This is a genomic window from Parabacteroides sp. AF17-3 (assembly GCF_003635445.1).
Taxonomy (GTDB): domain Bacteria; phylum Bacteroidota; class Bacteroidia; order Bacteroidales; family Tannerellaceae; genus Parabacteroides; species Parabacteroides goldsteinii.
On record NZ_QTMM01000033.1, the window covers coordinates 927 to 13,613 of the forward strand.

The following is a 12,687-nucleotide window of genomic DNA, read 5'->3' on the forward strand; positions in this document are numbered from 1 at the left end:
TGAAGCGGGAACTTCCCGCTTCATTGATAATATCATAGCGTGCGACGAGTCGTGTGAGGCGTATTCCAGCCTGAACGCGTGCCGCGCTGCCGAAATCGGTCAGGTCGAGCGGAGTTGTGAGTGCGCCTGTCATGGCCAGGGGTGTAGCCAGCGTATCGGCCGGAACCGTGCTTGTCAGCAGATGTGTATGCCAGGTGGCGAAGGTTGTTTCCAGCGGAACACCGGGCGTCTTTACTGTTGTTTTATTATCGTCGGTAGGCGAACCGTTCCATGAAAGAGTAATCGCCGTTTTCCGTTTCGGAAGCGAACACATATACATCGAGGGCCGAGATGGCATTCTCTTCGGCGGAAGCGATTGTTTCTCCTTTGGTTTTCTCCCGGTCGAGTACCAGTTTGTTTTTTAAACTGAGCGTCACTTCCTGCCGTGTAATGGCATCGCTTCCGCCCTCCGGTGCAGGTTGTTCACCTTTTTGTTGTACCTCTTCCGTACAGCTCCCCAGCAGTACGAACAAACAGGATAACATCATGTAATTAATCTTTTTCATTTCACTATATTTTTAATATTACGGTAACTTTCAATTATCCAATCGCTTCCCCTTCATCCCAGTCGGCAGCTGTGGCCCGGGGTAGCTGTTTACACAAACGCACACGACAAGTTGCACAACCCCCGGCAGGAGGCTGCGTAACGATCGGTGCATCTGTTATAAGTTACAGATGCGATTGATAACTATGAAAAGGAAGTTTTGTTTATTATTTAATCAGCCAACAGTCGATATTATGGTCGGCAGCACTGAAAGAAGCGCCTACCTTAATCACTTTGCGCCCGTCGGCACGGTAAGGGAGCGGATAACCTTTATCGTCGATTTGTGCAAGCGCCTCTTCGGCACTACCATCGAGTTTGAACTCGAACAGGTAGATATAGTCAGCCGTCTTTACTACGACATCGGCACGTCCCCGGCTGCTATGTACTTCTGCCTCCGTAAACTGTCCCATGAGTTTGAAGACGAGATAGAACACCACCTGATAGTGGCGCTCTGTCTTTTCGTTTAGTTCGTAAGGGAAATCGGCAAAGAAGGCCTGCAACCGTGTCAGGAACTCTTCCGTCTGTCTGGCACGCAACTCTTCGACAAACCTGCCGATATAAAAAGGTGTTTCCGAAGCGGGTATCGGAGTATAGAACGGAGCGATAAAGTTGAGGAAGCCGTACTTTACTTCATCGTTGGGATACCCGAGGGTATAAAGCATGAATTCATCATTATATCCTTTGATGGTCAGGTAACCGCTTTGATAGATTACGGGAACCAGTTGCGAATAATCTGCCCGGTAGTCGGTCAGCGAGGCGGCACTCACCTGTATGCCATCGAGGTTACGCAGATCGTAGTTGGTCCGCTTCAACATATCGACCAGAAAAGAAGGCGTTCCGGTAGCAAACCAAAAGTTACCGAAAGAGCGTCCTTTCAATGCTTTCAGCACACTGAAGGGGTTAAACACCTTTTCGTCCTGCACCTGAAAAAACTTATAGCCGTCATACAGGCGTGTCAGTTTTTCCATTGTCTGATCGTAGGTCAGCCCATTGGTTTTGCCCATTGTCGTTAATTCGGGGCCGAAGGTGGCCTCTATCTCCGGGCGGGTCATGCCGCAAAGGTCGGTATAGTCGAGCCCGAGGCTGATATCATCGAGATGGTTCAGCGTGCTGGACACGTTCACCTGTGCAAACTTTGTCACGCCCGTGATAAAGACAAACCGCAGGTAGGGATCTGCATCTTTCAGTACGGTATAAAAGGCCATCAGTGTATTCCGGAAATTATCCTGTAACGATTTATCGTGAAACGTTTGTAGCAACGGTTTGTCGTATTCGTCGATCAGGACTACTGCGCCACGGCCGGTTTTGCGGTATGCGTTTTCGAGTACCGACATGAAACGGCCGGAGAAGGTTTTTGCATTCGGATTAGCCCCGTACAGGCTTTCCCATCTGGTGAGATGCAGTTCGATTAATGCCTCCAGATGTTCCGGTGTTTCATATTTCTCAGCATTGAGGCTCAGATGGAGTACCGGATATTCCAGCCATTCCGTTTCCAACCGGCTAATAGCCAACCCCTCGAAAAGTTCTTTTTTACCTTCGAAGTAAGCTTTCAGCGTAGACAAAAGCAGGCTTTTACCAAACCGTCGCGGACGGCTCAGGAAATAAGCGGCGCCGGTCGTTACCAGCTTATATATCTGATCGGTTTTATCTACATACAAATATTCTTCTTTACGAAGCTTATCAAAATCTTGTATCCCCAAAGGGAGTTTTCGAGGTGGAGTTATTGTTGCCATAATTTTTCAGTTCAGATACAAACATACAAAATTATTTTTATTCAACTCTTACTTCCATAGAAATCAATCTCATCATGTCAAAGAACGTTCAGGCCTAAACCTGCTAGCCGTCTGCTGACGGCTTTTTATTACGTAGCCATCTCCGCCCACGAAGCGGAACAAAGCCGGGAAACCGTCCCGGGGTGGCTGGGAAAGGAGCGTGGCGCCACGCTCCTTAATTTTTGTTCAGTTTTCTCAATAGCATTTTGCCTGGTTTGAACTTTACGCTGGTGCGGGGTAGGATAAGGGCATTTTCGCCGGTGCGCGGATTACGCCCCAGGCGGGCGGTTTGTTGCCAACGAGTGAAGGTACCGAAGCCCTGTAAGACGAGGCCGTTGCCGGATTCTAATTCGTCACCCAGAATATCGAGCAGGTTGTTCAGATAATGGCCGCATTCATTTTGTGTAATGTTAAGACGACCGGATAGCTTGTGTATTAATTCAGTTTTATTCATGAATAGATAATTGTTTAATTGTTTTTGTTGGTGAAGAAGGCCCGGCAAAAAGCAGGTCACCGGGCCTTCGGTGTTTACATTAATTTATAGTACAGGTAAAATTCTCTTTAGATAGTAGGAGTTAGCTCTGTCACGACATCGATAGTCAGATCATCACCGCCTTCAAGGGTGTTTTTCAAAACAATTTTGCCGTCAGAAATAGCATTAGTCAGATCTGTGCCTTCTACAATGCCGACAGTCAACGTTGCCGTGAAAGTTCCGTTGTTGGCTATTTCATCCGTTTTCGTAACGGTCAGCCAATCGGAAGTAGTGACAGTGTCGACGGTGATACCCGTATTCGACTTCACGGTCAGGGTGAAGGCGTTAGCAGTTGTCGGGGCGGTCATGGCCACTTTGTCATTGTTACCGGCACTGGCGACTGCGAAAACATTGTTACCTTCGGTGCTGGTAAAGTCACTGCCTGTCAATGCCGTAATAGCCGGATCAACCAGTGTGACAGTTATTTCTGTCTTGCCGCCGCCATCGCCTGTAAAGGTCAATGTGGCTGTTTGTGCTAAAGGCAGACTTTGTGCCGTTTGTATAGTAATAACATGCTCTTTCGCTTTAGAAGCCGGAACAGTAAGCCAATCGCCGTTTGTAGCAGTTACCGTGCTCGCTTCGTCGGTTGTCAGCGTGATTGTTTGTCCTGCCGTATTGAACAGCGTTGCAGTAGTACCGACCAGCGTACTCAGGTTTCCGCTTATTTCTTTCAAGGCTACCGTCGGGCCGGCAGGAACAGTAGTTACCACTTCGATCTCTTTTGTCGTATTGTCGATCGGGTTGGTAATCGTGATCTTTCCGTCGCTCTTTGGAGCATCTGCCATACCCTCAGCATTGCTGATGGTTGCTGTGATGATGGTCTGTTTTTTGCCATCGGCTGTTCCTGCACCTGCTTCCGTTTTAACTTCCAGCCAGTCGCCGGTTGTCTTTGCTGCCGTTACGCCTTCCGGAGAGGTAACGGTAATCTTGACTGAATTGTTGAGACGTCCCATGAGACTTACTTTGGGAATACTTCCGGTTCCTCCGGTCATGTCCACTGTATTGACAATGCCGTCTACATTAAAGTTACCGGCAACCAGTTCGTTCATATCCGGACTTTTCAGTTTAACCGTAATCGTTGTCTTTTCGGTCGAGGCGGTCGAAGTGAAGTCGACGGTAGTCGATGCCGGAAGTGGTGATTGTGCCGTGCCCAGTGTCAGGGTATAGTCGCCTTCAGCTTCAGTGACCGGACCATCGACTGTGAGCCAGGTATCTCCGGTTTTGACGGCGGCGCTGCTACCTGTTGTGATGGTCGGCGTTTCTGCCCGGTCGCTGCGGCTTTCCGCTACGACATGTAATTTGACAGTCTGATCGTCTACATTATAGACGGTTGCGATCAGTTTGTCCGGATCGAACTTGCTGAAACCGTTGTAATCCGATGCTAGTGAAAGGGCAGGCCCCTGTGTCGGTATCACGGTGATCTCTTTGCGGTCGCCACTGGCCGGATTGGTCAGGCGGATGATGACGGGTAGGAGAGGCTGATCGCCTTCGACTGCTTCTTTTACTGTTTTATAACCGAAAGTAGTCTCCATCGAAATCGCTTTGGTGATAGCGGATGGAGTGCGGTCGCCGTCGGCAACGATCCATTCGGCCGAACCGGCCTTATAGATAATCTCTTCCGTCAGTTCGGTGTTCGACCCCATTTTGAAAGCGAATTTGCTGTATTCGTCGGTCAATACGCTGATCTGTCCGTTGTCGAGCACGTAAGCCCCGGTATTGCTGGCAGTCTCCAGTACGACGGGAGTCTTTGTGTCGAACTCGTTTTCCGGTGTATACTGGTCGATAGCCCCCTCGTTGTCATCCCAGTCGGCAACCAGGAGATTGAAGTCCAGGTGGTAAGCATCCGCCTTAGTGATCTGGATGGTGTAGCGGTGATTGTAGGCCACTTCGATATAGGTACCGATACCGTCTACGAGTTGTTGGAAAGGAATCTGGTAGGATGCATCCTGATTTTCCGTTTGGTTGACTGCATATTTCCCTTTCAGTGTCAGATATCCGTGGTCGTCTTTCGGACTGGGCCAGCAATAAAAGGCACCCTGGGTATGGTCTGTCGTATTTGCTGCATCGTCTTTGGTCTTTTGTGTTTCGGCAGAGACAGTCCGTTCCGGATAAGTGATGAGTTTTGCCGGATCGGTAGTCAGTGTCTGTATCGGGAAGAACTGTGCCCCGCTCTGTCCGTTGCTCATCGACATCTTCTCGACGGTGAATTTCGACTTTGAAGCATCGTTGATGATGTCGAAACGGGCTACCATACGTGAAAGTTTGAAGCTGATCTGCGTACGTGCCGCGCTGCCGAAATCGGTCAGGTCGAGTGGGGTAGTGTAAGCGCCGGTCATGGGCAGGGGAGCCTGCAGGATATCGTCTTCCGTTCCGGCTGCCGGGTCGATCAGTTTGGTATGCAGTTTCAGGAAATCAGCCAGGGTAGGCGATCCTGCCGTTACCAGGTTTTCCGCCTGTCCGGGTGCCGATTGCTCCAAAGAGGCGAAATCGGTAAAGGGAGTGATGTCTCCCGATGCCGGATCGGTCTGATAGAGCGTGGTACGGTTGGCTATACAATAGAGCTTGATGAACAACCCTTTGTTGAGTTTCAGCAACCCGGTGGTCTGGCTGCTGTTGTCGGGGTCGCTTATCAAATTGAAGCTGTAGGCATTTACTTTTGGCAGATTCACTTCCGAGGCATCATCACGGTAGTAATGAAGTTCCTGGAACGTGTAGGTGCCGTTTTCTTCGGTCGAACCGAATACGTATACATCGAGCGAATGGATGTAATTCTCTTCGTCGGTAGCAATCGGGTCGCCTTCGGCCTTAGTGCCGACCGACTTGACTGCCAATTTGTTTTTCAGGGTAAGCAGAACTTCCCTGCGGTTGGCATCGTCTGTTCCGTCCGGTGTGGGAGGAGTAGGCCGGTCCGTTATATCTTCGTTGGTACAGGCTGCCAGAAGCAAGGCTACCACGAAGGTAGAAAATAGATGTTTTATTTTCATTTCATTCTGAATTAATTGTTATTCAAAAGCTCATATACAATGAATACAATTAATTTTCAGAAGAAGAAGGCTATCTTTGAAGTGTCTTTATAAGATTCTTATCGTCTTGACGGTTCGACGAATCAATTAATTTGTTCATCTTTTCAATTACTTGATCCTGTGTATATCGACGGGGATCTTTTTCGCGTTCCATCAGCACGGATTGCATTTCCTCGCGAGTATATTGACAGGGAACGATTGTTGTCATAGCTGTAAGATTATTTATAGAGGCAAAGATAACATTCTTTTCTGAAAATCAATTGCATCATGTCAAAGAGCTTGTTTCTGTTTCTTTTTTATTTAACTGCCCTCTCTGAAAGAAACGAAGAGAAAAAGAGGGGGTCCTGTTATTTTTTCTTTAACGTAATCGTTTTAGTGCCTCCGTTGGTAATAGCGCTTTCAATGGAGATTACGATATCGTCTGTAGCAGAGTCAGTGCTTCCGCTTTGGATAAAGGCAATCTCGGCCGTTCCGTCCTCACCGATAACCGTAGGTGTAACTGTCTGTACCAGCCAGGAAGCGGTGTTGCCCGTGTAGGTGATCGTGCTGCCCTTGTATCCTTTTACGTTGATCGTGATGGGTACATACTTATGCGACACATCCCCGACAGTGGCATAATCCACATTGATTACGTCGCTATCTCCGCCGTCTACCGTGGCCGCAGTGTTGGTAGCGTCCAGCGTGAAGGTCGGTTTCGGATCGAGCCAGTCGATCGTCAGCGTAGCCACGCGGTCGGTGGAAGTATTGACGGCATACGCTCCGTCGTTATGTGCTGTCACCGTTGTGGTGGCCTTGGTCAGTGCACTGGCATCGTCGACGCTGATCTGCCATTCATTGTCTGCAACTTTCGTATAACTCAGTCCGGTAACTGTTTCGAGGGAAGCAGCTTCCGTGCAGGTCATCTTCACGGTGATCTGGCTGCCGTTTGCCTTATACATTGAGATGGTAGCGGCGGTCGGAGTCGCAAAGCTGGCATCCAATCCCTGGTTGAAGGCACTCCAGGAAGCTGTTGTCGTACCGGCGGCAAACTTAGGCTTGCTGTAGTCTTTGTGCAGGGTGATCGTCAGATTCGGAGTTTCCGAGTACTTCTCTCCCAGCTTATTGGTAAATACCAAATCGAAATCGGTAGTGCTGGCCGGGTCGGATACGGCAGTCAATGTGTATTGTGCATAACGTTTAAAATCTACGTCTTCCCAGGCTTTATCTTCAGTGATGGTTAGCCATGGGCAGTTGAGGCTGCCGGCAGTAAGACCGGCCGGTGCGTTGATCTTGAAGCTGTAGCCTGTAGTCAGGGCGTCCAGGTCGATATTGAGTTTGCCGGTGGTGATGAACGGTGATTCGGTACCGGCCGTATAAGTCACGGAAGCATTCTCGGCAACCTGTTCGAAAGCCAGGTTCGTATCGCAAGCTATCACCTTCAGTGTCGTCTTCTTGTCCGGATCAGCGGCATTGACGAATTCGATCTCTCCGTCATGGGCATTCGCTACATCGGAAACAAGTATTTTGCAGGTATAAATATACTCTTCTCCGGCTTTCTTTTCTACCTTCACATCGAATCCGGCAAGCGTTCCGGCTGTTACACCTTCTATGGAGGTGATGTCGTATGTCACATAACTTCCTTTTGTTCTATACAGGCGGGCTTCAGGCTCTTTACCGTCGTTGGCGGCTGTGGTCGTGTTGCCGAAAGAGTTTCCGTTGTCGACTAAGGCAAATACCGGTACGGCTTTCGGACCGTAGAAGTTGATCGTTGTCCAAAGCGCGGGATCGTAAGAAGCTGACTCGTTGATAAAGGTCAAGGCTAGCGGCTGTTTACCGGTAGCTCCTGTAGCGGTCAGTTGGAAAGTAGTATACCAAACGCCGTCTTTCTCTTCATAAGCAGGGGGATCAGTCGTCAACCAGGCAGGTTCGCCTGTTTTGGTCACGGCGCCTATTTCTGCGCGAACTTTACCGGTTGCGGCTACGGTCATTTTGAAAGACTTGTCGTCTATCACTTCAAAATCGGTTTCCGATGTTTGTCCGTCGGCATCTTTGAGGGCTACAGGCAGGTCAGCTTCGCTTCCTCCGTCAACAGGCGCGAAGGTCTTTGTCGCATCCACCACGGGTGCATCATTCTCCGGCTTCACGATGATACCGCCACCCGATGTCCAGTCAACCACTTCGAAGCTGGCAAACACGTTCGACTGCGTTACATCTGAGATGCGCAGGGTATAGCGGTTGTTGGCATTGATGGCGATGTATTCGCCCTTGTCGGCACCTTCCGGTGTGCGAACGATCGGAATGTTATAAGTAACCTGCACCTGTTGAGAGGTGATCGGGCTCTTATAGGTTCCGTTGATGATCAGGTAGCTCTGATCGGTTGCCAGGTTCGGATAGACATAGAAAGCGCTTTCGGTCAGTCCTGTGTTGGCATTGGCAATCTTGTTGAATTCGACGTCTTTGTAGGTGGTCAGCTTGGTGTCGGTAGCCAGGTCGGCTTCTTCCACTTTGGTTGGAGCGGCGCCCCAGAGCGGTGCCGTTTTACGTGCATGAGCCATTGTCAGCGACGTGATTGTCAGGTTTGTTTTCGAAGCTGCGTTGTCGATGTCGAAACGTGCCACCAGGCGGCGCAAGGTGATATCCACTTTCGATACGCTGCCGCTGATCTTAGTCTTGCCGTTGCCGGTCATGAGCAGCGGTGTGCCGAGGATGCCGGTGTCGGTGTCGGTACCGATAGCTTTGGTGAACGATTTGATAAATTCGGTTTCTTTCGTGCCTGGTGTGGTGACGATACCATCAGCATCGGTTTCCACCTTGGTCAGTGTCGCAAGTAATTCGTCGGCTCCGTTTTCCCCGTAGAACTTGCCGTCGGTTGTGAGGTGCGAACCGTTGTTGGCCACACAATAGAGTTTGATCCAGGGCAATCCTTTCTTCTCGTTCGGATAGATGGATGCCTTAACCGAAGTGCCCGAAGCCTGTTTTTTAAACTTGGTAACGTCCGCATTGTCCGGATTGTAGGGCTGGCCTTCCTCCCAGGTTTCAAGATACTGATATTCCCCGTTCTCGGCATTGGCTGCAAAGAGATAGATTTTCAGATCTTTGATTTCATTTTCACTTTCGGATGCGGCAGCCTTGGTGTATTCCTGGCTTTCTCCGTTTCCGCTGAATGCGATTTGTAGTTCGGTGCGTCCGGCAATACTGCTACCGCCGCCACTTTCTACATCGTCGGAACAACTGGCTCCCAGGCCGGCGAAGGCGAGGAGCAGCATTAAACTTTTTACGTTCATGTTCGTTTGTTTTAAATTAAACATATTGTTAGTTGAAAAATTGATATTTGTCTGTTTTGGGGAAGTCGCTCCATCCTGTACTGGTAAGAGGCACTTACTAACGCTGGTAAGGGTGGCTTACTAGTGCTGGTAAGGGTGACTTACCAATACTGGTATGAGTGACTTACCGGATTATTCGATTTCCGGGCGGTCGCTACCGCCGCCGCCGTCACCCACATGTACGTCGACCGAAACCTCCCGGGGGTCTTTCAGTAGATGCTTACCGGCGCCGAACTGTGTGCGTACGGTGAGCAGGTAGTTACCGTCGGCCAGGTCGGCAGGAATCAGCAAGGTAAGTTCAGAAGGGTTATTTTTCGTGATCATATCGTCATCGAGCTTCACTACCGCTTTGCTTTCGGTGTTGGTCAGTGTGACGCCTACCGAGGCGTCATCGCCGAGCACTTTGAGGTTGGCTCCGCGTACGAAGAAGTTGCGTCCCGGGGTCATAGTGCCGTCTTTCAGGCCGGTCTTGCGGTCTTCGGTTTCAACGATATACATTACGTCGCCTTTCTCGCCGAGGATGCTGATGGTGGTTTGTGCGATTTCTTCGCGTATCACTTTATCCTGATTGAAAGCCACATAGATATTGTTTATGTCGGGATTCCACCGTCCGCCGTCTACCACTCCCGTCAGGCGGGGAACGGCGTAGAAGAGTCCGGTATTGAGTTGCCAGCCGTTCATGAGCAGTCGTGCACAGATGCGGTTGTAAAGAGTTACTGCATGTACGATGGTTTCGCGGCGCAGGCCGGTATCTTCCGCCTGCATTTCGTCATACACCTTGTTGATATCGGCCTTGCCGGTCGATTCGAGAATGAAGATTTTGTCTTTAGGATCTGGCGTCACCGTATTGGGGACCATCCAGACTTTTAGCGTATTTGCCATATTGTTCAAAATAGTGGTCCGTTGCCTTTGTAGCGCCGGACCGGTTAATACTAATGTTTTATTCATTTCAATATCACATACAGACACACGAAAAGCTGCGCAACCCCTTGCCGGGGGCTGCGTAACGATCGGTGCATCTGTCGTTAGGTTACAGATGCGATTGATAGGGAAAAGGGAGGGTTATTTCAGAAAGTGGTGTTTAGTGAAGGTGGCGATTTATCTTTCTATCCAATTCTCCAGTTGAATATGATTAATGTTTTGAAAATCTTTTAGGTTTTCAGTAACCATTACCATATCGTATACAAGGGCTGTACATCCTATCAATAAATCGAAATTATCATCCATAGGTGTACCTGCTGTGCGAAGACGGGCTTTTTCTGTTGCAAACATATCTATTGCGTCTGTAATGGGCAATACATTTATAGATTTGATAAAGCTATCCAGATTTTGTATCCGATGTTGTAAGCTGTTTTGTCGCCCTAATTCGGCTCCGTATTTTAGTTCGGCAACAGTTATTTCAGAGATAAAACAGTTATCCAGTCCTACTGTGTCAATCTTCTTATCCACATTATATTTTCCTCTAAGCAGGAAAATACAAATATTTGTATCGAGTAAGTATTTCTTCATAAGACTCAGATTGCTTCTATGTCATCTTTAAACTTACGGGATAGTCGGATTTCGTCAGTTAACCGGTCAGCATCCATAAAGTCTGAATCTTTCCAAACTCCGTAAAAAGAACTGGCCGAACGTACTTCCTTTTTCGTTTTCCGATGGAGTAACGAATTACTGAGTCGGGCAATCAAATCCAGTTTTACTTCGTCGCTTACGTCCTTTATAATGTTCCAGTAATCGTTAGATTCCGGCAATATTGCTATTGTTTTCATACATTATACCCTTTCGTATTATTTAAAATTACAGATACAAATATAGCAACTTTTGCTTTAATTAGGGCGAATTCGCCCTAATTAAAATAAGTCTCACAAGGTTTACTTTTCCCTATCAATCCCATCATGTCAAAGATCGCTCAGGCCGAAGCCTGCTTGCCGCCCCCTGGCGACTATTTTTATTTATGGCGTACGATTATTCAGGGAAGCTGGGGGCTTCGAGTACGCGGTATTTGCGTTATTTATCTTTGATGCAACGGACGTTGAGTAAGTCACCTATAGGTGCACTACATAACTTATCATTATTAGTACTATACCAATACCATTGGCTTGAATCAACAGTTAATGTTGGACGCTTAGTATAGCCTCCAGATGAAGCATCATTACCTCCCCAATAAGCGACCAATCCTTTTGAGTCGCCTCCTGACCCAATTCCTTTAGGATCAGCTCCTGAAAGGTATAGATAAATATTTTGTTGATCTTGTTGTACAAAGACTCTATAGTCACTACGTTGGGGAACTCTCCACCCCTCCGGACATTTCGTTTGTGCATCGTTCCAGTTAGCCAACCCTTCCGTTACCGGCGCCACCCAATATTTTGTCATTTCCAAAGCCGGAGCAGTTTTCCCCGTACTCTTTGACGTATAGGTAACCGTTTGATCCTTCACTCTTATTGTGTAAGTTTTTGTGCTGCCGGCATTCTGATAATTAGTAATTGTCAGTGTCCCGCTTGCAGCCGCATTATAAGCTGCATCCAGTGTATAGCTGGCAGTGTAAGCAGTGCTGGAAGCTGCCCCGTTTATTTTAAGTCCGGTTCCTGAAACAGTGACTTTGCTACCACCAGGAGATACTACTTTTAATGTTATTTGGGCATGATAGCCGGAGTTGCTTGACATCTTGACCATATTGATAGTCGTACCGTTCAGATTATTTCCGGTAGAAGAAGTCTGTTCCACACTGATGATCTGATAAACCGGCGTAACAGTAAATGTTTTCTCGGCGCCTCCCGTAATCTTGTTTGTCAAGGTAACGGTCGCTTTCTGTATGTTCGTTTTCGTTGCTATATCGTTTACAGTAGTCATTTTGAGTGCCTGGTTGTTTGCATTGAGATTCGTTGCGCTCAGATTGAACCAGGCTTGTCCGCCGGTACCCCAGTTCACGGAAGCCGTACATCCTTCGGGTGAATTGATTGTATTGGTCACGTTCTGGTTGACTAGCGTATTCAAGTTAACGTTATCGGTAGCCGTAATTGTTGTAGCCGGTGCATTTACCGTATACGTAGTAGTAGCCTTTGTCTCGTCCGATTTGTTAGCAATCTGGAAAGTGGCAGAGTTACCGCTCTTCCAGGTGACTACATAGGTCTTTTCTACAGCATAATCATCGTCTGCGGTAACGGTAATGTCACCGGATAAAATCTTGGCACAAGTACCGCCCAGTGCATTTGCTTTGATGCTAACTTGCGATCCTTCCACCTGATACAATTTGATGTCAGTGCCCGTCATCGTGTTTTGGGTGGGCGAGTTGCTTCCGCTGACAAAAGTGACGGTGGGGACGGGGAATACCGGTGATACGGTGAAGACGGTGTTTTCGCCGCCAATCTTGTTTTTGAGTGTGACGGTCGTTTTTTTCGCTCCTCCCAGCTTTGCATTGTCTAAAAAGAAGGTCAACTGGGTATTTTCATTGAGAGTTTTTGTGACGGGAGCGCCTTTT

Annotated in this window: 9 protein-coding genes and 1 pseudogene; all 10 read right to left on the reverse strand. The window is 48.3% G+C overall.

Annotated elements, in window-relative coordinates; genetic code table 11:
- Positions 1-319: pseudogene (locus DWW91_RS27585) on the reverse strand (hypothetical protein); the annotation flags it as partial.
- The gene (locus tag DWW91_RS27125) at positions 246-545 is read right to left on the reverse strand and encodes a hypothetical protein (protein WP_122329408.1); all 300 of its coding nucleotides are present in this window, start codon (positions 543-545) and stop codon (positions 246-248) included. The gene DWW91_RS27125 and the pseudogene DWW91_RS27585, both read right to left, overlap by 74 nt.
- A gap of 205 nt (positions 546-750) precedes the next feature.
- Positions 751-2,316 (reverse strand): ATP-binding protein, encoded by a 1,566-nt coding sequence (locus DWW91_RS27130; protein ID WP_122329409.1) that lies wholly within the window; start codon positions 2,314-2,316, stop codon positions 751-753.
- Positions 2,317-2,530: 214 nt separating this feature from the next.
- On the reverse strand, positions 2,531-2,809 hold the full coding sequence (locus DWW91_RS27135) for an HU family DNA-binding protein (protein WP_122329410.1): 279 nt from the start codon (positions 2,807-2,809) through the stop codon (positions 2,531-2,533).
- Positions 2,810-2,916: 107 nt separating this feature from the next.
- Positions 2,917-5,871, reverse strand: coding sequence for a hypothetical protein (locus DWW91_RS27140; RefSeq protein WP_199722635.1), 2,955 nt, complete (start codon positions 5,869-5,871; stop codon positions 2,917-2,919).
- Positions 5,872-6,257: 386 nt separating this feature from the next.
- Complete coding sequence (locus DWW91_RS27145; RefSeq protein WP_122329411.1) at positions 6,258-9,173, reverse strand: hypothetical protein; 2,916 nt, start codon at positions 9,171-9,173, stop codon at positions 6,258-6,260.
- A 171-nt stretch (positions 9,174-9,344) separates the two neighbouring features.
- Positions 9,345-10,094: a DNA-binding domain-containing protein gene (locus tag DWW91_RS27150; protein ID WP_122329412.1), complete on the reverse strand. Its 750-nt coding sequence runs from the start codon at positions 10,092-10,094 to the stop codon at positions 9,345-9,347.
- Between the two features lie 216 nt (positions 10,095-10,310).
- Complete coding sequence (locus DWW91_RS27155) at positions 10,311-10,721, reverse strand: type II toxin-antitoxin system VapC family toxin (RefSeq protein WP_122329413.1); 411 nt, start codon at positions 10,719-10,721, stop codon at positions 10,311-10,313.
- Positions 10,722-10,726: 5 nt separating this feature from the next.
- Positions 10,727-10,978: a hypothetical protein gene (locus DWW91_RS27160; protein WP_122329414.1), complete on the reverse strand. Its 252-nt coding sequence runs from the start codon at positions 10,976-10,978 to the stop codon at positions 10,727-10,729.
- A 238-nt stretch (positions 10,979-11,216) separates the two neighbouring features.
- A partial coding sequence (locus DWW91_RS27775) for a hypothetical protein (protein ID WP_158599485.1) occupies positions 11,217-12,687 on the reverse strand: 1,471 nt, incomplete at its 5' end.

Excerpts from the sequence above, each read along its gene's own strand:
- DWW91_RS27125 (WP_122329408.1), bottom strand. The coding sequence starts at position 545 with ATGAAAAAGATTAATTACATGATGTTATCCTGTTTGTTCGTACTGCTG.
- DWW91_RS27130 (WP_122329409.1), bottom strand. The coding sequence starts at position 2,316 with ATGGCAACAATAACTCCACCTCGAAAACTCCCTTTGGGGATACAAGAT.
- DWW91_RS27135 (WP_122329410.1), bottom strand. The coding sequence starts at position 2,809 with ATGAATAAAACTGAATTAATACACAAGCTATCCGGTCGTCTTAACATT.
- DWW91_RS27140 (WP_199722635.1), bottom strand. The coding sequence starts at position 5,871 with ATGAAAATAAAACATCTATTTTCTACCTTCGTGGTAGCCTTGCTTCTG.
- DWW91_RS27145 (WP_122329411.1), bottom strand. The coding sequence starts at position 9,173 with ATGAACGTAAAAAGTTTAATGCTGCTCCTCGCCTTCGCCGGCCTGGGA.
- DWW91_RS27150 (WP_122329412.1), bottom strand. The coding sequence starts at position 10,094 with ATGGCAAATACGCTAAAAGTCTGGATGGTCCCCAATACGGTGACGCCA.
- DWW91_RS27155 (WP_122329413.1), bottom strand. The coding sequence starts at position 10,721 with ATGAAGAAATACTTACTCGATACAAATATTTGTATTTTCCTGCTTAGA.
- DWW91_RS27160 (WP_122329414.1), bottom strand. The coding sequence starts at position 10,978 with ATGAAAACAATAGCAATATTGCCGGAATCTAACGATTACTGGAACATT.